The sequence below is a fragment of the Klebsiella sp. BDA134-6 genome (assembly GCF_015601345.1).
In the GTDB taxonomy this organism is placed as follows: Bacteria; Pseudomonadota; Gammaproteobacteria; order Enterobacterales; family Enterobacteriaceae; genus Klebsiella; species Klebsiella grimontii.
The window spans coordinates 4,399,850-4,425,829 of sequence record NZ_CP064784.1; the positions used below are offsets into that span (position 1 = coordinate 4,399,850).

The 25,980-nt window shown below is 57.1% G+C and carries 21 protein-coding genes and 1 pseudogene; 3 read left to right on the forward strand and 19 right to left on the reverse strand.

Annotation, left to right across the window (positions count from 1 at the left end):
- Positions 1-5: 5 nt before the first annotated feature.
- The 11 genes from IYV58_RS20265 to IYV58_RS20315 form a co-directional block, all read right to left on the reverse strand.
- Positions 6-383 (reverse strand): TonB family protein, encoded by a 378-nt coding sequence (locus tag IYV58_RS20265; RefSeq protein WP_004123575.1) that lies wholly within the window; start codon positions 381-383, stop codon positions 6-8.
- 158 nt (positions 384-541) lie between these two features.
- Entirely contained in the window at positions 542-2,020 is a 1,479-nt protein-coding gene (der, locus tag IYV58_RS20270) for a ribosome biogenesis GTPase Der (RefSeq protein WP_004123577.1), read from the reverse strand.
- A 114-nt stretch (positions 2,021-2,134) separates the two neighbouring features.
- On the reverse strand, positions 2,135-3,313 hold the full coding sequence (gene bamB / locus IYV58_RS20275; RefSeq protein ID WP_004104478.1) for an outer membrane protein assembly factor BamB: 1,179 nt from the start codon (positions 3,311-3,313) through the stop codon (positions 2,135-2,137).
- A gap of 10 nt (positions 3,314-3,323) precedes the next feature.
- Positions 3,324-3,944: a YfgM family protein gene (locus IYV58_RS20280; protein WP_004123578.1), complete on the reverse strand. Its 621-nt coding sequence runs from the start codon at positions 3,942-3,944 to the stop codon at positions 3,324-3,326.
- 34 nt (positions 3,945-3,978) lie between these two features.
- The gene (gene hisS / locus IYV58_RS20285; protein WP_004123579.1) at positions 3,979-5,253 is read right to left on the reverse strand and encodes a histidine--tRNA ligase; all 1,275 of its coding nucleotides are present in this window, start codon (positions 5,251-5,253) and stop codon (positions 3,979-3,981) included.
- Positions 5,254-5,344: 91 nt separating this feature from the next.
- Positions 5,345-6,466, reverse strand: a complete 1,122-nt coding sequence (gene ispG / locus IYV58_RS20290; RefSeq protein WP_004123581.1) for a flavodoxin-dependent (E)-4-hydroxy-3-methylbut-2-enyl-diphosphate synthase — start codon at positions 6,464-6,466, stop codon at positions 5,345-5,347.
- Positions 6,467-6,492: 26 nt separating this feature from the next.
- Positions 6,493-7,452: a cytoskeleton protein RodZ gene (rodZ, locus tag IYV58_RS20295; RefSeq protein WP_087828493.1), complete on the reverse strand. Its 960-nt coding sequence runs from the start codon at positions 7,450-7,452 to the stop codon at positions 6,493-6,495.
- Positions 7,453-7,729: 277 nt separating this feature from the next.
- Complete coding sequence (locus IYV58_RS20300; RefSeq protein ID WP_004123586.1) at positions 7,730-8,896, reverse strand: dual-specificity RNA methyltransferase RlmN; 1,167 nt, start codon at positions 8,894-8,896, stop codon at positions 7,730-7,732.
- 409 nt (positions 8,897-9,305) lie between these two features.
- Entirely contained in the window at positions 9,306-9,737 is a 432-nt protein-coding gene (ndk, locus tag IYV58_RS20305; RefSeq protein ID WP_004114414.1) for a nucleoside-diphosphate kinase, read from the reverse strand.
- A 162-nt stretch (positions 9,738-9,899) separates the two neighbouring features.
- Complete coding sequence (pbpC, locus tag IYV58_RS20310) at positions 9,900-12,224, reverse strand: peptidoglycan glycosyltransferase PbpC (RefSeq protein WP_195729217.1); 2,325 nt, start codon at positions 12,222-12,224, stop codon at positions 9,900-9,902.
- On the reverse strand, positions 12,225-17,171 hold the full coding sequence (locus IYV58_RS20315; RefSeq protein ID WP_195729218.1) for an alpha-2-macroglobulin family protein: 4,947 nt from the start codon (positions 17,169-17,171) through the stop codon (positions 12,225-12,227).
- A 208-nt stretch (positions 17,172-17,379) separates the two neighbouring features.
- Between IYV58_RS20315 and sseA the strand changes: the two genes are divergently transcribed.
- From sseA to IYV58_RS20335, 3 genes and pseudogenes are all read left to right on the forward strand, one after another.
- Positions 17,380-18,225, forward strand: coding sequence for a 3-mercaptopyruvate sulfurtransferase (sseA, locus tag IYV58_RS20320; RefSeq protein ID WP_087828490.1), 846 nt, complete (start codon positions 17,380-17,382; stop codon positions 18,223-18,225).
- A 160-nt stretch (positions 18,226-18,385) separates the two neighbouring features.
- Positions 18,386-19,029 (forward strand): annotated as a pseudogene (locus IYV58_RS20325) (DUF5066 family protein).
- Between the two features lie 68 nt (positions 19,030-19,097).
- Positions 19,098-19,925: a hypothetical protein gene (locus IYV58_RS20335; protein WP_004123602.1), complete on the forward strand. Its 828-nt coding sequence runs from the start codon at positions 19,098-19,100 to the stop codon at positions 19,923-19,925.
- A 43-nt stretch (positions 19,926-19,968) separates the two neighbouring features.
- On the opposite strand, the gene sseB is transcribed toward IYV58_RS20335, so the two are convergent.
- The 8 genes from sseB to iscU all read right to left on the reverse strand — a co-directional run bounded on the left by sseB (position 19,969) and on the right by iscU (position 25,961).
- Positions 19,969-20,745, reverse strand: coding sequence for an enhanced serine sensitivity protein SseB (sseB, locus tag IYV58_RS20340; protein ID WP_004123604.1), 777 nt, complete (start codon positions 20,743-20,745; stop codon positions 19,969-19,971).
- Between the two features lie 96 nt (positions 20,746-20,841).
- Entirely contained in the window at positions 20,842-22,128 is a 1,287-nt protein-coding gene (gene pepB / locus IYV58_RS20345; protein ID WP_004123606.1) for an aminopeptidase PepB, read from the reverse strand.
- 107 nt (positions 22,129-22,235) lie between these two features.
- Positions 22,236-22,436, reverse strand: coding sequence for a Fe-S cluster assembly protein IscX (gene iscX / locus IYV58_RS20350; RefSeq protein ID WP_004104502.1), 201 nt, complete (start codon positions 22,434-22,436; stop codon positions 22,236-22,238).
- Between the two features lies 1 nt (position 22,437).
- A complete protein-coding gene (fdx, locus tag IYV58_RS20355; RefSeq protein WP_004104503.1) occupies positions 22,438-22,773 on the reverse strand; it encodes an ISC system 2Fe-2S type ferredoxin in 336 nt (111 codons plus the stop codon).
- 1 nt (position 22,774) lies between these two features.
- Positions 22,775-24,625, reverse strand: coding sequence for a Fe-S protein assembly chaperone HscA (gene hscA, locus IYV58_RS20360; RefSeq protein WP_195729219.1), 1,851 nt, complete (start codon positions 24,623-24,625; stop codon positions 22,775-22,777).
- Between the two features lie 15 nt (positions 24,626-24,640).
- Positions 24,641-25,156 (reverse strand): co-chaperone HscB, encoded by a 516-nt coding sequence (gene hscB, locus IYV58_RS20365; RefSeq protein WP_004114426.1) that lies wholly within the window; start codon positions 25,154-25,156, stop codon positions 24,641-24,643.
- Between the two features lie 75 nt (positions 25,157-25,231).
- Entirely contained in the window at positions 25,232-25,555 is a 324-nt protein-coding gene (gene iscA, locus IYV58_RS20370) for an iron-sulfur cluster assembly protein IscA (protein WP_002913979.1), read from the reverse strand.
- A gap of 19 nt (positions 25,556-25,574) precedes the next feature.
- The gene (gene iscU, locus IYV58_RS20375; RefSeq protein WP_002913991.1) at positions 25,575-25,961 is read right to left on the reverse strand and encodes a Fe-S cluster assembly scaffold IscU; all 387 of its coding nucleotides are present in this window, start codon (positions 25,959-25,961) and stop codon (positions 25,575-25,577) included.
- Positions 25,962-25,980: the final 19 nt, after the last annotated feature.

Here is a 25,980-nt window from a genome sequence, read left to right on the forward strand (position 1 = left end):
CTACTTTAGCGAAAAGGAACGCCCCTGCTTTGAATACTGCCGGGCTGGTTTGGCGCTGGCACCTCTACGCAAGACGGCCCCGGCGTGAAATAAATGGTAATGATGTTATTGCTGGAAGGCTTCCCTTTGACGTATCGCCATTTTTCCATTGCGGCCCTGACTTCATTATCAAACATTCCGGAAGGATCGGAGTTTAATAACTGAACGTTAGTCACCCGCCCATTCTCATCAACGTCAAATTGCGCTTTAACCTGACCCGGTATCCCTTTTTTTTCGGCTTTCGCGGGATAAGCAGGCTTAACGCGTGGTTCAATCGGTTGTGATTCAGCGGCACAGGCTATAGGAATAAGAAACAGCATCAGGAGAGTTAAAAGGGTTTTCATTCTGACCTCATTGTCACAAAAATATTTATCCTCCTTGGTTTTTCTCACATTTATAACCCGGCCTCAAGCGAGTTTATTATTATTCTGCGCATGTACAATGGCGATAATAAAAAAGCCCGACGGGTGCGGGCTTTAGGTTTTTGATGCTAGCGGATAGCTTATTTACTTTTCTTGATGTGCTTAATCAAGCGCTTACGCTTACGCATCTGGTTCGGCGTCAGGGTATTACGTTTGTTGGCAAACGGGTTTTCCCCTTCCTTGAACTGAATACGAATCGGCGTGCCCATCACTTCCAGAGATTTACGGAAGTAGTTCATCAGATAGCGTTTGTACGAATCCGGCAGGTCTTTAACCTGGTTACCGTGAATAACCACGATCGGCGGGTTATAACCACCGGCGTGGGCATATTTCAGCTTCACGCGACGGCCGCGCACCAGCGGCGGCTGATGGTCTTCGGCAGCCATAGTCATAATGCGGGTCAGCATAGCGGTGCCCACACGACGGGTGGCGCTGTCGTACGCTTCGCGCACGGATTCAAACAGGTTGCCTACGCCGCTGCCGTGCAGCGCGGAGATAAAGTGCACGCGGGCAAAGTCAATAAAGCCCAGACGGAAGTCGAGGGTCTCTTTCACCTGCTCTTTAACTTCCTGGCTCAGGCCGTCCCATTTATTGACGACAATCACCAGCGAGCGGCCGCTGTTGAGGATAAAGCCCAGCAGGGAGAGGTCCTGATCGGAAATCCCTTCGCGCGCATCAATGACCAATAGCACCACGTTGGCATCTTCAATCGCCTGCAGCGTTTTGATCACCGAGAATTTTTCGACGACGTCAGTGATTTTGCCGCGCTTGCGCACGCCTGCGGTATCGATAAGGACGTATTCACGCTCATCGCGCTGCATCGGGATGTAGATGCTGTCGCGAGTGGTTCCCGGCATATCGTAAACCACCACACGATCTTCGCCCAGAATACGGTTAGTGAGCGTTGACTTACCCACATTTGGGCGGCCCACAATCGCCAGCTTAATCGGCAGATCCTGCGGGTTAAAATCATCTTCCGGCTCTTCAACTGCTTCGCCGTTCTGCTCCGCTTCAAACTGCGCCCAGTATGCCGCGTCCTCGTCCACTTCTTCCGGCGGGTTCACCTCGTCAACCCACGGTAACAGCACGTGCTCAAGCAGGCTGGTGACGCCGCGGCCGTGTGAAGCGGCGATCGGGTAAATCTCGCCTAACCCTAGCGACCAAAAATCGGCAATCGCCTGATCGGCATCGATGCCGTCAGTTTTGTTTGCCACCAGGAAGGTCGGTTTTTCACGAGAGCGCAGATGTTTAGCGATTGCCGAATCCGCCGGCATCAGGCCCGCACGCGCGTCGACCATGAACAGCACCACGTCCGCTTCTTCGATTGCCAGCAGCGACTGTTCCGCCATCCGCGTTTCTACGCCATCTTCGGTACCGTCAATCCCGCCGGTATCGATACAGATAAATTCGCGGCCTTCCACTTCAGCACGACCGTACTTACGGTCACGAGTCAGCCCCGGGAAATCCGCGACCAACGCATCGCGAGTGCGCGTTAAGCGGTTAAAAAGCGTGGATTTTCCAACGTTAGGGCGCCCGACAAGCGCGACCACAGGTATCATGTTAAATGCCTCATACTAAAATCGATACAACGCCATTTTCATGGCGTTTTTAAAAAAGCCAAAACGGCCCCTGTCTGTCAGGGGCCGTTTCTCAAAAATAGACTACCGCTGTTGTTAACGCGTAATCGCGTACAGCGTCCCGTCTTTCGCCTGAATCAGCAGTTTGCCGTCAGCAACAACCGGATCGGTCAGGAAGCCTGAGCTGTCTACCTTCTGCTGAGCCACAAAGTGACCATCTTCCGGGTTGACCCAGTGCATATAGCCTTCGCTATCGCCAACAACCAGGTTGCCATTATACAGCACAGGCGCCGTCAACAGGCGGTGCAGCAGATCGCTTTGCGTCCACAGCGTCACGCCACCGTCGGTGGTGAGCGCCAGCAGACGGTCGTTTTGATCAACCAGGTAAATACGGTTGCCGTCGACGATGAAATCGTTCACTGAACCCAGCTCGCGTTTCCACATAATCTGGCCGCTGCGCAGATCCAGCGCCGTCAGGTTACCGTTGTAGGCCAGCGCATAAATCACACCGTTCACGATAACCGGCGTCGTATCGACGTCGTTAAGACGGTCGATTTCAGTCGGGCCGGTGGCGGTAGAGATACGCTGCTGCCAAATCATCTGGCCCTGCTGCATCAGCACCGCGCTGACGCGACCGTTATCGCCACCCACAATCGCTGCGCCGTACGCGGTAGCCGGTGCGGATTCGCCGCGCAGAGAGAGCGCTGGCATATCCAGGTTAACGGTCCATTTCACCGCGCCGTCAGCTTCGTTCAGCGCCTGCAGCTGACCGTTAGTAGTATGAATAAGCACCATACCGTCGCTGACGACCGGACGGGAAATCGCTTCACCCGCCACGCTCGCTTCCCATGCGACGGTACCGTCGCTGGTGTTCAGCGCGTAAACTTTCGCTTTTTCGCTACCGATATAAACATGGCCGCCGGAGACGGTCACGCCGCCGGAGAGCAGCGCAGGCGCGCGGGAGAACCAGCCGTCTTTCTCGGCCAGGTTAACCGACCACACCTCTTTGCCGTCGCCTGAATTCAGGGCTTTAACGGTGCCTTTACGATCGGCGGCATATACAACGCCATCAGCAAAAGCCGGGTGCAGGTTAGAGTAGAATTCGCCAATACCGCCGCCAACGGAGGTGCTCCAGGACGTGGACGGCGTAAACTGGTTTTCCACCGTCGGCAGTGGCGACATTTTCACCACATCTTCTTCGCTGTTAAACAGCGAACAACCGCTCAATAAGGTAACGGAAAGCAGCCCTGGCAAAAGTAATTTACGCAATTGCATCGAGTCCCTCTCAGATGGACAAATTATTTATTTTCATACGCATCATTTCGCTGAGCGCCGGTGAAGCATCGCTTTTCGCGCCCGCTTCCCATGCCGCTTTCGCCCCTTGCTTATCGCCTTTGCTCAGCAGGATCTCGCCGCGCAGGTCGGCGACAATCGCGGTCCAGCCTTCGCCTTTCACGGCATCCAGGGTTTTCAGCGCGGCATCAGGCTGCTTAAGCTGCAGCTGTACGCGAGCAAGACGCATATTGATAACCGATTTTAGGTTATCATCAGAAGCGGCTGCCAACCCCTGCTGAAGCTGCTTTTCAGCGTTCTGCAGGTCGTTTTTATCGACAAACTGCTGCGCCAGCTCAAGAGACGCAAACGCACCATAGGTGTTTTTGCTATCGGCGGCAAATTTCTGCGCAGCGTTCAGCGCTTCTGGTTTATCCGATTTGAGCGCGGAAATCGCATTTTCATAAGCCAGAGACGAGCCCCTGGCGGTGTCCAGTTGATGGGAGGTCCAGTAGCGCCAGCCAACCAGCGCGCCAACGCCCAAAATCACCCCGACGGCCAGCGCCTTGCCATTTTCAGCAAAGAAACGCTTTAACGCATCGACCTGATCGTTTTCGTTATTGTAAAGTTCCACGCAGTCCTTCTCCTGACTAATGATTCCCGGGAGATTAACCCAGAAGTGTGCGCAAATGCGCGGCAACGCTATCCTGCGTTACGGTAGTTTGCTCACCTGAGCGTAAATCTTTCACTACCACGTTTCCGTCGGCGATTTCTGACTCGCCCAGCACCAGCGCAACGCGAGCGCCCCATTTATCAGCGCGCGCAAACTGCTTCTTAAAGTTGCCGCCGCCGTGGTTGGTCATCAGCTTAACGCCGGGTAACGCATCGCGTACCTGTTCAGCCAGACGCATTGCTGCGGACTGGGTGTCAGTTCCGGAGGCTACCAGGTATATATCGACAACAGGATCGGCTTTAAATTCCGGATTCACTGCCTGAACCAGTAAAACAAGACGTTCCAGCCCCATCGCAAAGCCGACGCCAGGGGTAGCGCGACCGCCAAGCTGCTCAACCAGACCATCGTAACGGCCGCCGGCGCAGACGGTGCCCTGGGAACCGAGGCTGGTGGTGACCCACTCAAACACGGTGCGGTTGTAGTAGTCGAGACCGCGCACCAGACGCTGATTCACGGTATAGCGAATACCCGCATCATCCAGCAGCGCGCACAGCCCGGCAAAATGCGTTTTGGACTCTTCATCAAGATAGTCGCCCAGCGTCGGGGCGTCGTTCAGCAGCGCCTGGACGTCCGGGTTTTTAGAATCCAGCACGCGCAGCGGGTTGGTGTACATGCGGCGTTTGCAGTCTTCGTCCAGCTTATCTTTAAACTGCTCAAGATAGGCCACCAGCGCGTCGCGATAGTTGGCACGAGCCTCCAGCGAACCGATAGAGTTCAGCTCCAGAGCAACGTGGCTGGAGATGCCCAGCTCGCGCCACCAGCGGGCGGTCAGCATAATCAGCTCTGCATCAATATCCGGCCCCTGCAGACCGAACGCTTCGGCGCCAATCTGGTGGAACTGGCGATAACGCCCTTTTTGCGGTCGTTCGTGGCGGAACATCGGTCCGATATACCACAGGCGCTGTTCTTGATTGTACAGGAGACCATGTTCGATGCCGGCGCGTACGCAGCCAGCGGTACCTTCCGGACGCAGAGTCAGGCTATCGCCGTTACGGTCCTCAAAGGTGTACATCTCTTTTTCAACCACGTCGGTCACTTCGCCGATAGCGCGTTTGAATAACGGGGTCTGCTCTACAATCGGCAAACGGATTTCGCTGTAACCGTAGCTACCAAGCACCTGCTTCAGTGAGCCTTCAATGCGCTGCCAGAGAGCGGTTTCGCCCGGCAGATAATCGTTCATGCCACGGATGGCTTGAATGTTCTTTGCCACGTTTATTCTCTTTATATATACAAAAATGAACCCCGGCGCCTCGCGCCCGCAGGTTCAATCATACACGGGAAGCGTATCGCTTCCCAACACGTTATTTCGCTTCAACCTGCTGAATATCGATGCGACGCGCCTCATCCAGCATCGATGCTTTAGCGCGAATACGCGCTTCCAGCTGATCGATCATATCGTCGTTATCCAGCCTGTCTTTACGTACGCCGTCTTCGTACAGGCCGCTTTTCTTGTTGCCGCCGGTTACGCCGAGGGTGGAAACCAGCGCCTCGCCGGGACCGTTTACCACGCAACCAATGATCGAAACATCCATCGGCGTAATAATATCTTCCAGGCGCTGCTCCAGCGCGTTAACAGTACCGATAACGTCAAACTCCTGACGTGAACAGGTCGGGCAGGCAATAAAGTTGATCCCGCGAGAGCGAATACGTAGCGACTTGAGAATATCGAAACCCACTTTGATCTCTTCAACCGGATCCGCCGCCAGAGAGACGCGCAGCGTATCGCCGATCCCTTCAGATAGCAGCAAGCCGAGTCCGATCGCGGACTTCACCGCGCCGCTGCGCGCACCGCCCGCTTCGGTGATCCCGAGGTGCAAAGGCTGATCGATCTGTTTCGCCAACAGGCGGTAGGATTCAACCGCGAGGAACACATCGGAGGCTTTTACGCTGACTTTAAACTGATCGAAGTTGAGACGATCGAGATGATCGACATGGCGCATTGCCGATTCCAGTAGCGCCTGCGGGGTCGGTTCGCCGTATTTTTCCTGGAGATCTTTTTCCAGAGAACCTGCGTTTACCCCGATACGAATAGGAATGTTTTTATCGCGAGCGCAGTCCACCACCATGCGGATACGCTCTTCGTTGCCGATGTTGCCAGGGTTAATACGCAGGCAATCAACGCCGTATTCCGCTACCTTCAGCGCAATGCGGTAATCGAAGTGAATATCGGCAACCAGCGGGACGTTAACCTGCTGTTTGATAAGTTTGAACGCTTCCGCCGCATCCATCGTCGGCACCGAAACGCGAACGATATCCGCGCCAACGCGCTCAAGGGCTTTAATTTGATTTACCGTCGCCGCAACATCGGTGGTGCGCGTGTTTGTCATCGACTGTACGGCGATGGGGGCGCCATCGCCAATCGGCACATTCCCAACGTAAATTCGTTTTGATTTTCTACGTTGAATCGGAGCCTGGTTATGCATGAAAAATCTCCCGCGTTACCCGTCTGTTACTGCGCCGGTGATTGTTCGGCATTAAGGGTCAGACGTGCAACCTGGTTAGTTCTGATAAAACGACTTAAATCGACAGGTTTACCCAAATACTGGATCTGTACCGCTGCCGGGGCGCCGATTTTCAGTTTATAAGGTGCCTGGCCGCTCAGGTTGAGGTTGCCGCCTTTACGCTGCAAACCGCTGAACAGCTTTTTACCGGTCGCATCACTCACTTCCAGCCAGCAGTCGGCGGTGAAGTTCAGCACCAGATCCTGCGCGGAGGCCGCCGCAGCGGTCACGTTTGCCTGATCGGTCGGTAACGGCGAAGTTGCCGCCGTATCAACGTTTGCCTGCGAAGGCGCAACCACGGCGTTATTCTCGACCGGAGCCGGAGTCGGGGCCGTAGTCGGCGCCGGAGAAGTCTCGACAGGCGCGCTATTGGCAGCGGTATCCGGTGCGGAATTCGCCGATTGATTATCCAGCGGGATGCTTTGGCTGTTGCTATCGCCAGAATTCAGCTCAGCAGAGGATTGATCGGCCATCGTGGAGATCTCGTCCTGCTGTGCTTTGTGGTCCTGCCACCACCAGGCGCCGCTGAGGCCGATCACCACGAACAGCACCAGCCAGGTAAAACTCATCAGCCAGCCATCGCGCTTTTTGCGACGTTTACCCAGCGAGAAGGTCTGCATGGGGGCAACTTTCGCCGCCCGAATCGGAGCCTGCTTGGCCATCATCGGCAGCAGCTCTTCTTCCGGAATGTGCACAAGGCGGGCATAAGAGCGGATATAGCCGCGCAGGAAGGTTGAAGCAAGATCGGCGGGTGCCTTATCGTCTTCAATATCACGAACCGTGGAAACCTTCAGGCATAAGCGTTCAGCCACCGCCTGCTGGCTGAGCCCGAGTTGTTCGCGGGCATTACGCAGACGCGCGCCCGTGGTATTTGCTTCTTGATGGTCTTGAGTGGCTTCAGTATTCATTCGCTACAACTACTGGTACGTGAAATTTAAAATTCAGCGCCGGTTACCCCGCGCCGCGAGACATCTGCTCAACGTCAGACAAACAGTATAAGTCCGTATGACCTGGTATCACAGAGACTTATCAAAATTGAATGCTAAGCGGTTGTTGTACCGCTACATACTGCCTCAAAGTCGACAAAAACGCACCGTAATTATTAACCACAACAGCGTATTTCGCCCGGCGATTCCACATAAATATGCAACGCACCGCATAGGCTGCGCGCTGCATCATTTATTATCAGACCGCCTTCACGTCGATCGCTTCGCCCTGCATACGTTTACGCAGCGTACGCTTGGTACGGTCGATAACGTCGCCGGCCAGCTGACCGCAGGCGGCGTCGATATCGTCGCCGCGGGTTTTACGCACGATCGTGGTGAAACCATACTCCATTAACACTTTGGAGAAACGGTCGATACGGCTGTTGGAGCTACGGCCATATGGCGCGCCAGGGAAGGGGTTCCATGGGATCAGGTTGATCTTGCACGGCGTATCTTTCAGCAGCGCGGCCAGCTCGTGCGCATGCTCGGTGCCGTCGTTGACGTGATCCAGCATGACGTATTCGATAGTGACGCGGCCCTGGTTGGCGTTGGACTTCGAAATATAGCCGCGCACCGAGTTCAGGAAGGTCTCGATGTTGTATTTCTTGTTGATCGGCACGATTTCGTCGCGAATGGTATCGTTCGGCGCGTGCAGAGAGATGGCCAGCGCGACGTCAATCATATCGCCAAGCTTATCAAGCGCCGGCACCACGCCGGAGGTGGAGAGCGTGACGCGACGCTTAGAAAGACCAAAGCCGAAATCGTCAAGCATGATTTCCATGGCCGGAACCACATTAGTCAGGTTCAGCAGCGGCTCGCCCATCCCCATCATCACCACGTTGGTAATTGGACGTACGCCGGTGGTCTTCACCGCGCCGACGATTTTCGCCGCGCGCCAGACCTGGCCGATAATTTCCGAAACCCGCAGATTGCGGTTAAAACCCTGCTGGGCCGTAGAACAGAATTTACACTCCAGCGCGCAGCCCACCTGGGATGAAACGCACAGGGTGGCGCGATCGTCTTCCGGAATATACACGGTTTCGACGCGCTGATCGCCAACGGCAATGGCCCACTTGATGGTGCCGTCGCTCGAGCGCTGCTCTTCCACGACTTCCGGCGCGCGGATCTCCGCGACTTCCTTTAATTTGCCGCGCAGAACCTTGTTGATGTCGGTCATCTCATCAAAGTTGTCGCAGCAGTAGTGATACATCCATTTCATCACCTGATCGGCGCGGAAAGGCTTTTCGCCCATGTTTTTGAAAAACTCGCGCAGCTGCTGACGGTTCAAATCCAGCAGGTTGATTTTGGCATCTTTGTTCGGCACCGTCAGAGCGGCGCTATCAGGCGTGACTATTTGTTCAGACATAATTGATTCCGGCCTCGTTATTACACGTTATGGCCCCTGGAGGGTTGAAAAAAGAAACGCCCCGGGAGCGACTGCTCATCCGGGGCGCTGTATTCTACAAATTCTGGCCCATCAATACCACGTTTGCACGCTGCAATGATGAAAAAATCTGTAACTGCCAATCCTCTAAGGATTTTCGTTTGTCGCAAGGCGGCAAGCAAGTGAAGCCCCGGCAGCATAGATAAGCGACCGGGCTGAACGCGCGCAGCCAACACCGCGATAGTCGAAAAGACGACGAGGATGGGTATCTCCACAGTATTTTACGTCACGGCGAGGCGGCGAGTTCGCAAATCCCCGGGAGCATAGATAACTATGTGACCGGGGTGCGCGAGTGAAGCCAACAAAGCGGTGGCGTGAAAGACGCGGGAGATTAGCGGGTGCGCGGGCAAACCTCGCCTTCAGCAAAGAAAAACGCGATTTCGCGCGCGGCGGATTCAACAGAATCGGAACCGTGGGTGCCGTTCTCGGTGAAGCTGTCAGCGTAGTCTGCGCGCAGGGTACCCGCCAGCGCGTTTGCCGGGTTGGTTGCGCCCAGCAGATCGCGGTGACGCTGGACCGCATTTTCGCCTTCCAGCACGGAAACCACGATCGGACCGGAAGTCATAAATTCAACCAGACCGTCAAAGAACGGGCGACCTTCGTGCTCAGCATAGAAGCCGCGAGCCTGCTCAACGGTCAGGTGCAGCATTTTGGTGCCAACAATTTTGAACCCTGCAGCTTCAAAGCGAGAAAAGATGCCGCCAATAACGTTTTTTGCCACCGCGTTTGGTTTGATGATGGAAAAAGTACGTTCAATAGCCATGATAACCTCTTTATATATGTTGTTCTGTTTCGCAGATGAGACCGATAAATACGGCGCGAATTATAATCATCATCTAAGGCGGTTGCCTATGTGTTTAGGTAACATTTTTTTAAAAAAAAGCGACCTTAAACAACAAATCCGGCCAATTCAGGTAAGTTTTGTTTATTGCACGGTGAAGCTGGCGGCAACAACCTGCCCCGCCTCATCCATCACCACCAGTTGATAACTATCGGGGCGCTCAAGGTTAAGGGTGGCGCTGGCGCCTTCCGCGATCAGCGGTTCGCCGTTCAGAAACCACCAGCGCCGCCCTTCCCCACCGGTCGTTTGCAGCGGCAGAATCACCTTCAGCTCGCCGGGCAGACGTTTAACCACCGCGCCTTCACGGATGCCGGATAGCGCCAGCGGGGCGGCATCGGCGGTTTGCGCCGGCGGGCAGTCCGCCGAAACCGCCGGCAGCCTTGCGCGACGCCGTTCGCCCGCGGGCAGCCAGGGTTCAAGCGGCAGCGGCCAGACGTCGAGGATTTTCGCCACCGCGCCGGGGCAATCTGCCGCCACCCGCTCCCCTTTCTCATTCAGCCATACCGGAAAACGAATTCCACGAATACCCTCCTGACCAGGCAGCAGCAGGGTCGGCGGCTGGCTCTCGTCGAGCAGCCAGGTTGCCAGCCGTCGGCGGCAGTTCACGTCGCCCGCCGGTAAATTCTGCCCTCCGGGCCAGCACACGGTCCCGGCACTGACCGACGACGGGCGAGGATCGGCCGGTAATCCGCCGCGGCTGATGGTTGGTCGCGCCAGCAGCAGATTATTGACCTGATTCAGCAATGGCACCGCGCTGACGAAACCAAACTGCCCAACAACCGGCGTACCGTCGGGTCGTCCGGTCCAGATACCAATCAGATAGCGGGCATTCACGCCGATCGCCCATGCGTCGCGATAACCGTAGCTGGTGCCGGTTTTCCACGCCAGCGGCACCACCTGCACCAACGACGCATCGGGAACCGGCTGCGCTTCGCCAGCCATGATACGTCGCACAATCCACGCCGCCCCCGGCGACAGCAGCGCCCTCTCAACCAGCGGCGAGTCCGGCGTGATGCGCAATTGTCCCGCCTTGCCGTGGCGGGCAAACGCGCTGTAAGCCGCCACGATATCCGCCAGACGCGCGCCGGCGCCGCCGAGGATCAGCGACAGATTCGGCTCCGCGCCGGCGGGCAGCATTAGCGGCAATCCGGCATTGCGTAGCCTGGCGGCAAAACGCTTCGGCCCGTAGGCCTCCAGCACCTGCACTGCCGGAAGGTTCAGCGAGCGAACCAGAGCGTCGCTGGCGCTCACCGGCCCGTGAAATCCGCTATCAAAGTTGCCCGGGCGGTAGTCGCTAAAGCGTCGCGGCACGTCCTGCAGTAAAGAGGCCGGATGGATCAGCGCTTCATCCAGCGCCATACCATAGACAAACGGCTTCAGTACCGAGCCAGGGGAGCGGATCGCCGAGACCATATCAATATGACCAAAGCGGCTATCATCGCCAATATCCACCGATCCTAGCCAGCCGCGAACCTTCATATTGGTATGGTCGACCACGATCATCGCTAAAGAGCTGCGCGGCGGCAGGCGCGATTTCCAGTTCAGCGCCAGATCTTCCAGCTGCCGCTGTAGCCCGGCATCCAGCGTCGTGACCACCTTCTCTGCGCGGCTGCTCGCCAGCGCGCGGCGGGCAAAAAGCGGCGCCAGCTGCGGCATCTGCCGCGGAAACAGCCAGACGGGCTCTTCGAGAGCTTCTCGCACCGGCTGCGACGGCCACACGCCCTGGCTTTCCATTCGCAGCAGGACTTTATCGCGTGCCGCCTGCGCCCGCTCGGGCCAGCGGTCGGGGCGTAAGCGGCTCGGCGCCTGCGGCAATACCGCCAGCAGCGCCGCTTCACCGTAGCTGAGCTGCGCGGGGGATTTACCCAGATAGGCCCAGCTGGCCGCGCCGATCCCCTGCAGCGTACCGCCGAAGGGCGCCCGGTTGAGATAGAGCGTGAGGATCTCGTTTTTTGACAGATGCCACTCCAGCTGCAGCGCTCGCCATAGCTGCCGCAGCTTGCCGCCAAAGGTGCGAGGATGAGGATCGAGTAGGCGAGCTACCTGCATGGTGAGGGTGCTGCCCCCGGAGATCACTCTTCCGGAAGTGAGATCCTGCCAGGCGGCGCGAGCGATCGAGAGCGGATTGACGCCGGGATGATCCCAGAACCAACGATCTTCATAGTGGATCAGCGCCTGTAAATAGCGCGGCGAAACGTCAGCCAGCGTCACCGGATAGCGCCAGACGCCCTGCGCATCGGCGAAACGCCACAGCGGCGTGCCGTCTTCCGCCACCACCACTCTGGCAGGCGTAACCTCATGCAGCGGCAGCGGCCACAGCCGATCGGCCGCCAGCAACAATAGCCACAGCAAAAAAATAAACGCCGCCAGCCAGCGCCAGCGGCGTTTTATACGCTTCAATACCCGCATTTAGGGCGCAACGGTTAGCGGTCCGCTGGCCGCGCCGGTTGCCCGCCACTGCGGCACGTACATTGACTCGACCTGCGGCTGCGGTACCAGATAAGTACCTGGCGTCACCGCGCGCGCCAGATAAACCAGCGTCACCGGCTGGCCTTCATTGATAGCCACCGCGGCGACGAAGCGATCGTCGCGAAACTCAATGTGCTGGATATCCGCCTGCTGCATCTGGTTAAGCAGGTTCTGCACCGCTTCGCCATTCTCCTGCAGGCTGGCGCTGCTGTTAGCCAAATTCTGGTTTTCCAGCTCCAGCCCGGCCGGAAGTAAATCTACTACCAGCGCGTCCGGCACGTTGCGTTTGGCCGTCACTTCCAGCTTCACCAGCACCAGTTCGCCGCTGCGCAGCGATGCGAGCGATTTCTGCTGGCCCTGAGTATCGAAAATTTGCCGTTCGATTCCCAGCACGTTGCCTCCCGGCTGCGGAGCGCTTTGCGGATACCCACTGCTGTCGAGGCGAAGCCACAGCGGCTGCTGGCCGGTGTTGGTGACCTGCAGCGCCGCCAGCTGGTCGCCGGTCAGGTTGCGGGTTTGCGCTTTATCGCCGGAGAGCGGTTCGGCCTGCACGGAGGTTTGCGCCTGCCAACTGCCAGGAAGGTCCTGCAACGTACGCCCGGCCAGGAACAGGGCGTTACTCTCCTGCGTCGAAAGCCAGCGCTGGCCGTATGCCTCTTCCGCCAGATTGCTGAGTAGCGTATTTTGCGCTTCCGGCAGCAGTTTGTTCTCCTCCAGCAGCGCCAGCTTCAGCGCATCGTCGCGCAGTTCGCTGCCGTAATCGCCGAGCCAGCGGTTCGCATCCTGACGCGGCGTGGCCATCGCCAGCTTCAGGGCCTCGTCGCCGCGCGGCGCATCGCCCATCAATTTCAAGGCTACGCCCAGCTGCAGCAGCGGCAGACCGGAACGCGCCTGGTCGTGACGACTCCAGATCTCGCGCAGCGCGCCGAGCGGCGCTTTCTGCTGCCGGGCCAACACCAGCGCGGCGTAGGCCTGAGCGGCAAAGCGGCTGGCCTGGGCATCATCGCTATAGCGGACGGTCATCAGCCCCGGTTCCTGTAAATAACGCAGCAGACGCTGGTTACCGCTGTTGACGGCGTTAGTCGGGACGCTGTAGCCCTGCTCCCCTGCCCGGACGAGGAAGTCCATCGCGTAGGCCGTTAGCCAGTACTCCTCCGGCCCCTCTTTATCCCACAGGGCGAAACCGCCATCATCGCGCTGCATCTGCAGCAGGCGAGAAATGCCGATATCCACCGCCGCGCGTCGTTTTTCATCGCTATCGCCGCTGATGCCCAACGCTTTAAGCTGGACGGCGTTGGTATAGAGCGACGGGAACAGCCCGCTGGTGGTCTGCTCCAGGCAGCCATAGGGATAGGCTTTCAGGTCGCGAATATAGCGCGCCAGGTTCAGCGGCGGCTTGCCGCTTAACACCAGCTGTCCCTGCAGCGTCGCCGGCGAGAAGCCCTCGCTTTGCGTCGCCGGAGCCTGCCAGCTTTCACCCGGCTGGAGAACGGCGCCGGAATTCACGGTTTGCGCCGGGAAAGCCGGACGCACGCCGAGCTTCCACTGCTTCTGCATCGGCGCGAAGGTTTCACCTGGCAGGTTCAGGCCGCTGATAGTGGCATTCACCTGACCATCGCCGAAACCTTCATGCGCGCGGACGGGTATAAACAGGGTGCTGCGCGCGCCGGGCGCCAGCTGCACCGGCGGTATTTCTCCCCCTACAAGCTGCAGCAGACCGCTGGCGGTCAGCGCAACGTTGAGGGTTTGCGGCTTATCGGTCAGGTTACTGAGATCCAGCGCCAGACGAGTGGTATCCCCGCTGGCAAGGAATCGCGGCATGTTCAGCTCGGCAATGACCGGCGCAGCTACGATCGTTTTCCCTTCGCTGCTGCCAAAATCGTCAGCGGTCCACGCCTGGGCCATCACCCGCAGTTCGCCGTTAAAGTCGCCAATCGGCAGAGTCACCGTTCCTTCGCCTTTCTCATCCAGCACCACAGGCTGCGCCTGCTGGGCGATAATCGTTACGTGGTTAACCGGCGGTTTGCCGCCGCGCTTAAGTTCATCGCCGTCGCCGCCGAAGCGCAGGCTGGCGAGTCTCCCCTGCCCTTCAATCACCTGGCCATAGATATCGTAAATATCGGCCCCGTAGCGTTTCTGGCCGAAGAAAGCGTTCCACGGGTCCGGCGTCGCGTAGTCGGTAATATTCAGTACGCCGCTATCCACGGCGGAGAGCAGAACGTTAACCTGTTTCGGCGTCTCGCCTTCTTTGACGCTGGCCTTAACCTTCACCGTCAGCGGCTGGTTCGGACGCATTTTAGCCGGCGCCTCCAGCGCCAGATTCAGACGACGGTTTTCGTCGCCGAGCGGCAGGTGCAGCAGCCCCACCGCCCGTTTTGGCGTCGCGGAGCGGGATTTATCCCCCGGACGAATGACCAGCGCGCTGAGGTACAGGTCGTGACGATTCCACGCTTTATCCACCGGGATCGATAAGTCCATCCCGTCCGCCGGGACGTCAATCTCCTGCCACCACAGCGGCCCTTCGCTTGATTCCACCAGCGCATAGCCTTTACCGGCTGCCGGAGCGGCGATATGCAGCTTGATGGTATCGCCCGGTTTATAGGCCGGTTTATCCAGCTTCATGGTGACGCGGTCCGGACGCGCCGCCCCCTGGCCGTCGCTGTTATCCTGCCAGCTGTATCCGGCCCAGAAGCGCACGCTGCTGACCACATCATCCGGCCCTTTGACTTCCAGGCGATAAGAACCCCACTCGACCGGGAAGCTCACTTTCGCCGTTTGTCCGGCTGAAATATCCAGCGTCTCCTCGCCTTCCTGAAGATCTTTTTGATCGAACTGCGACTGCCAGCCTTCACTATCGGACCAGTTCCAGTAATAGTCGCGGCGTTCGCGAATTAACCGCACCTGTAGCCCGGAGACCGCCTTCTTCTCACCTTTCGCATCGGCATACACAATCTCAAACGCGGCGGCGCCGTTTTCATCCACCACCGGCTGCTTGACGGTGCTGTCGGTGCGGTAGTCGTAAACCTCTTTCAGGGCAAATTCTGGCCGGATACCCGGCAGCGTATCGGCAGGCCAGATTGGCTGTCTGACGGTGCGCGTAACCGGACGTCCGCCGGACTCCAGCAGGCTGGCCTGCAGGATCACCTGCAGCGGAGAGCGACTCTCCTGCCACTGGCTGGCGGCGGTGACTTCCGCATGGCCTCGATCGTCCAGAGTGGTCTGTACTTCATCCAGGCTGCGGGAAAGGTTCTCTTCGGCAATGTCGCCAAACTGGAAGCCCGGCAGCGCAGGCACGGCGTCGCGCAGCGGACGCAGGAACAGTTTGCCCTGCAGCGGGTTGCCGCTGGCCGGCGCACCGTACAGATAAGCGCCGGTCACGGCAAAGCTAACATCCGCTGCCGGAGAGACGGGCGCATTTTGCGGCGTGAGATTTAGCGCCATGCGCTCAGGCATAAAATCTTCAACGTGAAAATCCCACTCGCGCGGCCGGTTGTCGCCGGTGCTGGCGCGAATGTGCCACATTCCGGTCGCCGCGCCGCTATCAAGGGGATAAGTAAACTGGTACAGGCCGTTAACCGGTTTGCTGACCGTCGAACGAATGACCTGCCCGTCCGGCTGTACCACTTCCAGCTTCACCGGCTGCTCGGGGAGCGGTTTACCGTCGCTATCGCGCAGTAAAGCGTTGAGGATTACCGTTTCGCCCGGACGATAGAGATCCCGTGGACCAAACATAAATAGCTGCTTGCTGAAGCCCGGCGCGCCGGCGATGGCAAATTCAGCCAGGTCCAGCGCCGGGAGTTTGAGATCCAGCAAGGCGGTTTGCCCGTCCTTACGCGCCAGCAGCAGCGCCGCTTCTTTGTCCGTTTGCAGCGTCACATGGCCCTGGCCGTCGCTCTTCGCCTGCGCAAGCATCTGCCCTTTGGCGTTCAAGAGCTGAACATCGATATCGGACTGCGCCGCGCCGTTTTCCAGACTTTGGGTAAAGACATCCAGCCGGTTATGGTAACGGTGCGCGGATACGCCGATATCGCTGAGGGTGAACAGCGTCGCGGCGTTGCTATAACTGTAGCGGCCCGCCTGGTTCATCACCGCAATATACACGCCCGGCTCCTGCAGCGGTTTGATATCCGCCAGCGGCAGCAGCAGTTTTTCACGCGTATTACGCGCGGGGTTGAGGTCAAAACGGCCGGTATAGACCAGATCGGCCATCTTCAGCAGCTCATCCGACTCCCAGTTACTCAATGAATTACGGTATTCCCATTGGCTGACGAAGGCCGAAAGTGATTCTGGTTTAATACGGAAAAAATTGACGTCGACGTTATCGACATTCAGCGCCATCACCGGCAATCCGGCCACCACTTTCCCTGGCAGCAGCGAACCCCGGCTGGCAAAGCCGATGCTCGGGGCAATATCGCGGGTGGTAATAGTTTTTTCAAAGCTGCTGTCAAAGGTCGCTTTATTCAGCGCCGCCAGGGTTGGATCTACCGATACAATCAACTCCCGTTTTGGCTCAAGATGGCGAAGCCGCAGCTCTTTCAGGTTAGGCGCCAGCTCCCAGGCCCCATCAACTTTGCCGCTTTTTTTATCGACCAAATGTACGCTACGGGAGAAGTCCTGATCCGGCTGCAGAGGGATTGAGAAGGTCAGCACCAGCGTCGACGCACCGTCGAGCTGTACTTCCGAGGCATCCAGCAGCGTTAGCGCTTTGCCTTTACTTTTGTCCGCCAGCGCCGCCAGTTGGCTGGCATCCGGCTTCGCGCTAGCTTTATCCGTCGCCGTAGACGCCGCGGGCGCAGCCGCCTGCGGTTTGCCGCTGTCGTCGCAGCCGGTCAACGATAGCGCGGTGAGTAGCGCCAGAGATAGTGCCGCCAAACGAAATGGTTTCATCCTTCTAACCCCTCGGCCCGCAGGCCAGATACATTAAGTGAACACATTATTATGCGTTAACAATATCATTACCAACAGCGACGAGAATAGAATCAAACTCCCGAGAGTCAATCATCCGTGATACGGTCGCCACTCTGGGATCCATAACTTGTCACTCTCCCGGAAAACGTCGACAATTCATTCTTGAACAATAAAAAAGGAGACGCCGATGTCTACCTCGTTTTTTGTCGCTGCCGACTGGCTGGCGGAACATATTGATGACCCGGAAATCCAGATTATTGACGCCCGTATGGCTCCGCCGGGACAGGAACAGCGCGATCTGAACGCTGAGTATCAGGCTGGGCATATTCCCGGCGCCGTTTTTTTCGATATCGAAGCCCTCTCCGACCATACCAGCCCGCTGCCGCACATGATGCCGCGCGCCGAGGCATTTGCCGTCGCCATGCGCGAACTGGGCGTAAGCAGCGATAAGCATCTGGTGGTATACGATGAAGGCAATCTCTTCTCCGCGCCGCGCGCCTGGTGGATGCTGCGCACCTTCGGTGTCGAAAGAGTTTCGATTGTAGCCGGTGGACTGGAAGGCTGGCGTCGTGATGAGCTGCCGCTGGAGCAAGGTCTACCGGAGCTGCCGGAAGGCGAGTTTGACGTTAATTTCGATCCTCAAGTGATCAAACGGTTAACCGACGTTCTGCTGGTAAGCCATGAAGGATCGGCGCAGATCGTCGATGCTCGCCCGGCCGGGCGCTTTAATGGTCTGGTGGCCGAGCCGCGCCCGGGTTTGCGCAGCGGGCATATTCCCGGCGCGCTAAACGTTCCCTGGAACGAACTGGTGATTAACGGCGAACTCAAAACCACCGATGAACTGAACGAGATTTTCGCTCGCCAGGGCATCGACTTTGAGCGGCCGATTATTGCCAGCTGCGGATCCGGCGTGACGGCGGCGGTCGTAGTACTAGCGCTCACCACATTAGGCGTTAATGGCGTTAGTCTGTATGACGGCTCCTGGAGCGAATGGGGGGCACGAACGGATTTGCCGATTGAACCCGCGCAGTAAAACGGTTTGATGATAATTATTGCGGAGCTATATGTTCCGCAATAATTTAATAAATTTTCTTTTTCCTATCATTTAGCCAGGATATCATCTCATGCACTCCTCCGCCATTTTACAGGCAAATGAATTTTTATTATCAATAATTATTTAATATGAAAATACAATGGAAGATTCAATGAAAGACTTAATGGAATTAGTCATAAAAAATAATCGTAATAAATCCCCTGACCCGATGCCTGTTGATGAAATCTCTCACCTGCGCGTCAGAAAATACCGTGCCCCGCAAAATGAAGAAACCGTTGAGCTACCGGAAAGTTTAAAAGCCTTACTGGCTTACGATCGACAGCTTATTAGCCCACATGATCAGCCGGTCATTGAATGGTTGCAAAAAAACATTGATGTTAATGGTATTCTGCACTCTGAAAATCTGGATGAGGACGTGTACTACCGCAACGGTCTGGATATGACCGGAAAATCAAGTGAGGAGCTAAGTCCTCGGTGGAATAACGATCCAGTCTTCCGGCTTTGATTCCCATCAACCATATTGGTGACCAGGGCGTCTTTATTTATATCACTGAACGTGATGAGAACGGTGAATATCCGATTGCCCGTGTGGACGATCAGGAGCTATGGCTTTCAGAATCCTCGCTGATTGAGTATTAACATGGGATATTTTCAACGCAAAGAGAAACGAGGTCGGAATGAGAGGCCCGTAAAAAAACCAACGAAATACGTGATGGCGCACTGCTGGAGCTAGAATTTATACACAACGATCTCTACAGAAAATTTGAGGGTTGCGCTGAGTAAATTATTGAATCACGGTACTGAAATCCTTATGGCTAATTTTCAGGAATGTATGACTACAAGGAGTAATAATGGCGATTGTATCAGGAAATAATAGCGCTGATAGAAAAGGTATCCCTTGGTTCGGGGGGATTGTTGGCCTGGCGGTCGGTTTGACGATGCTCTATTACTGGTCAGAGTGGACTCACTGGTGGCCGGGCAACCTCCCTGAGGAGATGTCGCCGTATATGCTGGTCAAGGGGATTGATTTGGGGGAAGTTCCGCTCCATGCATACGGCAAGCTGCTCCTGTTCGGCTTTCTTCTGGTATTCCTTTTTCCCGGCTACGGCAAGCTTCCCATTGCCGCATGGATGCTCCATAACCAGCCATCGGGCGGAACGTTTTTTAACTGGATACTGCGCGCCTGGGGGGTCAAATGCGGTGTTCTGGTCCTTGTCTTCTGCAATCTGTTCTTTTTGCGCTATGTCCCTTCCACAGCGCTAAGTTTATATAGTTTTATTCTTCAACACGTGAGTATCCTGGCATCTGTTGTATTAGGAGGGCTGCTGGTAGGCGATGCCTGCCGACTGGCGCGATCTGCTGATGCGCCATTGAGCGATCTGCGCCTGCTGATGGTACTGATATTAGGGTTTCAGCTCCACTGGCCCATGCAAATTACCTTACTTAACGCTCGTAATTTCGACTCTCTGCCTGCGGGATGGGCTTTCACCGCCGCGCTGATGATCGGCGTTTTGCTGGCTTTTTTACTGACTGCCATACTGGCATGGGGGGTGTGCAGGATGTTGGGCGATGAAAATTGCCGGGCCTGGCGTGGGCAGTTCGCACTGTTTAATGGAATGATTATTTTGTGCGTAACGGGGAAAGGGGTGTTTGGCCTGGTGTCGTATTACCTGAAATAAAGCCAGACCAATAATCAGACGGGGGCATAAGCCCCCGTTGTGTTTAGATAATTCGCTTCTGCTTAAAGTCGCGCAGGAAGCTGCCCCAGCGCTTTTCATAGAATGGCGTAATGTGGGCAATCATAAAGTGGCTAATTCCCCTTTCACCCTCCACCACCTGGCAGATATCAATCGGCTCATCGCCCACAAGCGTGTCGGTCGCGACGCTGCCGGTGGCCTGAATTATCTCTTCAATATCGCCTTCGGCTTCAATACCGATCAGCAGGTTGGCCGGGGCATCGGCGCTGTCTTTAATAGAGCATAAAAACGCGCGCTTCACCGTTTTCAGCGTCTTGAACAGCGTGGTCAGCGAGTCCACCATCTGCGCGGGCGGTTCGGCAACCTCAGACAGCAGCAGCGACTCGCCGCCCTCAAGCACGGTCTGGGTACTGAGCGGGCTGCCCTCTTCCCCCAGCAGATGGCTAATTTCACGCGGCGCAAACTCTTTGCCGGTGGGGAGTTTGGCATTGAGGTAGAGCGTTTCGCCGAGGGTCATAGCGAACAGCGTGCGCACCGGCATTACCACGAAAGACTGTTCGTCCTCAACGGCCTGCTGTAGCGCTTCCAGCGAGGTGAAAAAAGGAATAACCGATGTGCCGTCATCTTTTTCCCAGTGCTGTAGGTCCAGTACGCTGTCTTCCACAACCTGCTCGCCCCGGGCAGCGGCCCCCGGCACCCAAACGGTGGCTTCCAGCAAAGTACGGAAAAACGCCGGACGGTGGCCTGGCTCGGTAGCCGCCTTCTCCAGCAGGGTTTCTAACTCATTTTTAGTTTCGGACATAGTTTCGCTACTTCAAAATCGCCCGGCGGCGCTGCGCTCGCACGGGCCCACGAGTTTTGTCGGCCGGGTAAGCGCAGCGCCACCCGGCAAGATCCATTACTCTGCCGTCAGCAGGTTGGCAATGGTGCGCACGCCAAGACCGGTCGCGCCTGCCGACCACTGCTCAACGGCAGATTTACGGTAGGTCGCCGAACAGTCGATATGCAGCCAGCCCTGGTGATAGTTCTCCACGAAGTGGGACAGGAAACCCGCTGCGGTGCTGGCGCCCGCCGGATAGGCCGCGCTGCCGGTATTGTTCAGCTCGGCGAAGTTCGACGGCAGCTGGCCGCGGTGGAATTCCGCCAGCGGCAGACGCCAGAAGGCCTCGTTTTCAGCCTGCGCGCTCGCCAGCAGGCGATTTGCCAGACCATCGTCAAAGCTGAACAGCGCGTGATAATCATTGCCCAACGCGGTTTTCGCGGCGCCGGTCAGCGTGGCGGCATCAATAATCAGCTCAGGCTTTTGCGCAGAAGCATCAATCAGGCCGTCAGCCAGCACCAGGCGACCTTCCGCATCGGTATTCATGATTTCCACGGTTTTACCGTTGCGATAGTGAATAATATCGCCAAGTTTAAAGGCGTTGCCGCTAATCAGGTTATCGGCGCAGCACAGATACAGCTTCACGCGCTTATTGAGGCCGCGAGTGATGGCAAACGCCAGCGCGCCGGTCACCGTTGCCGCGCCGCCCATGTCGGACTTCATTGAGTCCATAAAGGCGCTCTGTTTGATGCTGTATCCGCCGGAGTCAAAGGTGATGCCTTTACCGACCAGACAGGCGTACACCGGGGCTTCTTTATCGCCGGTTGGGTTATAGTCCAGCGCCAGCAGGACCGGTGGGCGCTCGGAACCGCGACCAACCGTGTGCAGGCCCAGATAGTTCTGCTCGCGCAGGTCTTCACCCTTGGTGATACGATAAGAGACGTTATCGCAGGCCACGCTGCACAGCAGGTCTACCGCACGCTGCGCCAGCTGTTCAGGCCCCAGCTCTTCCGCCGGGGCGTTAATGGTGTCACGGACCCAGTCAATAATGGTCAGGCGGTTATCCAGTTCGCTTTTCTGCGCATCGTCGAGGGCCGGCCACTCAACTTTGCGGCTGCCTTTCGGCCCCTTATAACCCGCCCAGAACGCCCATGCGCGGTCGGTGTCCCAGCCTTCGCCATCAAGCGCAACGTGTTTGATGCCCATGCCGTCAATTTTCCGCGCCGCGCGCTGAATCAAGCCCAGGTCGTCTTTGCCGTTCAGGTGCAGGGCGATGCCGTCGTTATTAATGCTGTAAGACGCTTTTTCTCCCCAGCGCGCATCGGCTGGCTGAGCGGTAAGCGTAATTTTCATAGCTTCGGTCATTATCATTATCCTTCTTAGCAAACGGGCCGCCGTATGGCAGCCCGTAAAGTTCTTTCGCCTGTTGATTTATCCGGCTGATAACCACCGGGTAAATCATAACGCGAAAATTATTCGGCTTCGTCTAACCAGACTAGCAGAATCGCCTCAAGAATTTTTTCATTGGATGCGTTTGGATCGTCATCAAACTCTTCCAGGTCGCATATCCACTGATGCAGATCGGTGAAGCGAACGGTTTTCGGGTCGAGATCCGGGAAGGCGTCGTACAGCGCTTCGCCGATTTCGCGACTGTCGGTCCATTTCAGTCCCATATTAATGCTCGCGTGCGTGGTTGATAGTGTAACGCGGAATTTCGATGACCAAATCTTCGTCAGTCACCCGCGCCTGGCAGCTCAGACGGCTGTCGGGCTCAAGCCCCCAGGCCTTATCCAGCATGTCGTCTTCATCTTCGGTACTTTCCGCCAGCGAGTCAAAACCTTCACGCACGATGCAGTGGCAGGTGGTACAGGCACAGGATTTTTCGCAGGCGTGCTCAATCTCAATACCGCTACGCAGCGCAGCATCAAGAATGGTTTCACCGGTCTCAGCTTCCACAACTACGCCATCCGGACATAGGTCCTGGTGGGGCAGAAAAACAATTTTTGGCATTTTAAACCTCGTCCACGGATTGGCCTTTCAGCGCGATACGGACCGATTGATCCATACGACGTGCGGCGAATTCCTGGGTTTGTGTGTCGATATTTTTAATCGCTTCTTTGATTGCATCGGCATCATCGCCTGCCGCAGCGGCGCGCACTTGCTCCGCGGCGTCATCGATAGCCTGACGCTCTGCGGTGCTTAACAGCGCGGCGTCGGCGGCCAGCGCGCTGACCAGACTTTCCAGTACGCGCGCGGCTTCAACTTTTTGCTCGGCCAGCATACGCGCCTGGACGTCCTGTTCGGCGTAGCTCATCGAATCTTTAATCATGCTGGCGATCTCGCCATCGGTCAGACCGTAGGACGGTTTCACCTGGATAGAGGCCTCGACGCCGGTCGATTTCTCCATCGCCGTCACGCTCAGCAGGCCGTCGGCATCCACCTGGAAGGTGACGCGAATATGCGCCCCGCCCGCCGGTAATGCCGGAATGCCGCGCAGCGCAAAACGCGCCAGGGAGCGGCAGTCCTGTACCAGCTCGCGCTCGCCCTGCATAACGTGAATAGACATCGCCGTCTGGCCATCTTTGAAAGTGGTGAACTCCTGCGCGCGCGCCACCGGAATGGTGGTGTTGCGCGGGATAACCTTCTCCACCAGACCGCCCATGGTTTCCAGCCCCAGGGAGAGCGGGATCACATCGAGCAGCAGTAGTTCGCTATCCGGCTTGTTGCCTACCAGAATGTCCGCCTGAATCGCCGCGCCGATGGCGACGACTTTATCCGGATCGATTGAGGTCAGCGGCGTACGGCCAAAGAACTCACCGACGCGCTCGCGCACCAGCGGCACGCGGGTCGAGCCGCCCACCATCACCACTTCCAGCACCTCTTGCGCCTCAACGCCGGCGTCTTTCAGCGCGCGACGACAGGCCAGCAGAGTGCGTTTTACCAGCGGCGCGATCAGCGCATTAAACTGGCTGCGGGTTATTTCCCCCTGCCAGCCGCCGACGTTCACCCATGCCGTTTCGGCATCGCTGAGGGCGATTTTCGCCGCGATCGCCGCGTCGAGCAGCTCGCGCTGCAGGCGGTTGTCGCTGCGATCGCTCAGGCCAGCCTGCTCGCGCAGATAATCGGCCAGCAGGTGATCGAAATCGTCGCCGCCGAGCGCGGAATCGCCGCCGGTAGCCAGGACTTCAAACACGCCGCGGCTTAAGCGCAGCACGGAGATATCAAAGGTGCCGCCGCCGAGATCGTAAACCGCGATGACCCCTTCCTGGCCGGAGTCCAGGCCGTAGGCAATCGCCGCCGCGGTGGGTTCGTTCAGCAGACGCAGCACGTGCAGGCCCGCCAGACGCGCCGCGTCTTTGGTTCCCTGACGCTGAGCATCATCGAAGTAGGCCGGCACGGTAATCACCACGCCGTCGAGCTCGCCCGACAGCGCTTCGGTGGCGCGTTCGGCCAGCGCTTTTAGAATGTCGGCAGACACGCGGATCGGATTGAGCAAACCACCCGTAGTCTGAATCATCGGCAGGCCATTTTCGCTTGCCTGCAGCTGATAAGGCAGATGCGGGTAGCGGGCCTCGATATCGGCCAGAGAGCGCCCCATCATGCGTTTGACGGAGCTGATGGTGTTGACCGGATCCTGAGCGGCGTTTTGCCGCGCGTCATAGCCCACCGTCAAACCCGAAGCCTGATAGTTCACCACCGACGGCAGCAAATAGCGCCCTTGATGGTCGGGCAGAGTTTCGGCCTGGCCGCTACGTACGGTAGCCACCAGTGAATTGGTGGTGCCCAGATCGATACCCGCCGCCAGACGTCGCTGGTGCGGCGCGGCGCTCAGCCCGGGCTCACTAATTTGTAATAAGGCCATAATTGCTTCCGAAAATTAAAAATCGAGCAGTTTTTCTTCGAGTTGTTCCGCACTGCTTCGCAGTTTATCGAGAAAACGCAGCTTGCGCACGGTATCCGCCGCCGCCTCCCACGTCTCGTTATTCAGTTGTTCAACCATCAGCTGATGCCGGATATCAAATTGCGCTTTGACCCGCTTGATAAAGCTTTCCAGCCGCGCTTCATCTTTCGCCTTGCCTATCTCATCGAGCTCTTCGCGCAGTTCCAGCTGTTCCATCAGGAACGCGGTATCGCGCACGGTGTGCTGCTCGCTGGCGAGATCGAAACCATGAAGCGAAAGGAGATATTCGGCGCGGGTCAGCGGGTGGCGAAGGGTTTGCCACGCCTGATTAATGGTGGCGGACTGCTGCACCGCGGCGAGCTGTTCGGCCGCGCTGCCGCTGGCGAACTTATCGGGGTGATACTGGCGCTGTAGTTCCTGGTACCGGGCAGCCAGGGGTTCTAACGAAAGGGTATAGCTGGCCGGTAACCCGAAGAGGGTAAAATAGTCCATAGCAACCTCAGGGTTAACGAGATAAAGCAAACCCCACTTACGGGCGTCCGCAGTGGGGTTTAGATTACATTGCAATTACACGTTAAAGCTTTCGCCGCAGCCGCACTCGTCCTTCACGTTCGGGTTGGTGAACTTAAACCCTTCGTTAAGACCTTCTTTGACGAAGTCCAGCTGCGTACCGTCGAGGAACTGCAAACTTTTGCCGTCGATCACGACTTTCACGCCTTTGTCTTCAAACACGGTGTCTTCTGCCGCTGGTTCGTCAACAAACTCCAGTACATAAGCCATACCTGAACAGCCGGAAGTTCTGACTCCCAGGCGCAGGCCAAACCCTTTACCGCGGTTGGCCAGAAAGGCGTTGACTCGCGCTGCTGCACTGTCGCTTAAAGTAATCGACATAACAAACCTCAACTCTTAATTATTTTGCTTCACGTTTGCTTTTGTAATCCGCAATCGCGGCTTTAATCGCGTCTTCCGCCAGAATAGAGCAGTGAATTTTCACCGGCGGCAGCTCGAGCTCGTCTGCGATATCGGTGTTTTTAATCGCCTGAGCTTCGTCCAGCGATTTCCCTTTTACCCATTCGGTCACCAGGGAGCTGGAAGCAATAGCGGAGCCGCAGCCGTAGGTCTTGAAACGCGCGTCTTCAATGATACCTTCATTGTTGACTTTAATCTGCAACTTCATCACGTCGCCGCACGCCGGTGCGCCAACCATACCGCTGCCGACGTTTTCGTCGCTATTGTCGAAAGAGCCGACGTTGCGCGGATTCTCGTAATGATCGATAACTTTTTCGCTGTAAGCCATGATGAATTCTCCTTATTGG

Bases quoted from the DNA above. Each gene is read 5' to 3' on its own strand.
- IYV58_RS20265 (WP_004123575.1), bottom strand. From the start codon at position 383: ATGAAAACCCTTTTAACTCTCCTGATGCTGTTTCTTATTCCTATAGCC.
- der (WP_004123577.1), bottom strand. From the start codon at position 2,020: ATGATACCTGTGGTCGCGCTTGTCGGGCGCCCTAACGTTGGAAAATCC.
- bamB (WP_004104478.1), bottom strand. From the start codon at position 3,313: ATGCAATTGCGTAAATTACTTTTGCCAGGGCTGCTTTCCGTTACCTTA.
- ispG (WP_004123581.1), bottom strand. From the start codon at position 6,466: ATGCATAACCAGGCTCCGATTCAACGTAGAAAATCAAAACGAATTTAC.
- rodZ (WP_087828493.1), bottom strand. From the start codon at position 7,452: ATGAATACTGAAGCCACTCAAGACCATCAAGAAGCAAATACCACGGGC.
- IYV58_RS20300 (WP_004123586.1), bottom strand. From the start codon at position 8,896: ATGTCTGAACAAATAGTCACGCCTGATAGCGCCGCTCTGACGGTGCCG.
- ndk (WP_004114414.1), bottom strand. From the start codon at position 9,737: ATGGCTATTGAACGTACTTTTTCCATCATCAAACCAAACGCGGTGGCA.
- pbpC (WP_195729217.1), bottom strand. From the start codon at position 12,224: ATGCGGGTATTGAAGCGTATAAAACGCCGCTGGCGCTGGCTGGCGGCG.
- IYV58_RS20315 (WP_195729218.1), bottom strand. From the start codon at position 17,171: ATGAAACCATTTCGTTTGGCGGCACTATCTCTGGCGCTACTCACCGCG.
- sseA (WP_087828490.1), top strand. From the start codon at position 17,380: ATGTCTACCTCGTTTTTTGTCGCTGCCGACTGGCTGGCGGAACATATT.
- IYV58_RS20335 (WP_004123602.1), top strand. From the start codon at position 19,098: ATGGCGATTGTATCAGGAAATAATAGCGCTGATAGAAAAGGTATCCCT.
- sseB (WP_004123604.1), bottom strand. From the start codon at position 20,745: ATGTCCGAAACTAAAAATGAGTTAGAAACCCTGCTGGAGAAGGCGGCT.
- pepB (WP_004123606.1), bottom strand. From the start codon at position 22,128: ATGACCGAAGCTATGAAAATTACGCTTACCGCTCAGCCAGCCGATGCG.
- iscX (WP_004104502.1), bottom strand. From the start codon at position 22,436: ATGGGACTGAAATGGACCGACAGTCGCGAAATCGGCGAAGCGCTGTAC.
- fdx (WP_004104503.1), bottom strand. From the start codon at position 22,773: ATGCCAAAAATTGTTTTTCTGCCCCACCAGGACCTATGTCCGGATGGC.
- hscA (WP_195729219.1), bottom strand. From the start codon at position 24,625: ATGGCCTTATTACAAATTAGTGAGCCCGGGCTGAGCGCCGCGCCGCAC.
- hscB (WP_004114426.1), bottom strand. From the start codon at position 25,156: ATGGACTATTTTACCCTCTTCGGGTTACCGGCCAGCTATACCCTTTCG.
- iscA (WP_002913979.1), bottom strand. From the start codon at position 25,555: ATGTCGATTACTTTAAGCGACAGTGCAGCAGCGCGAGTCAACGCCTTT.
- iscU (WP_002913991.1), bottom strand. From the start codon at position 25,961: ATGGCTTACAGCGAAAAAGTTATCGATCATTACGAGAATCCGCGCAAC.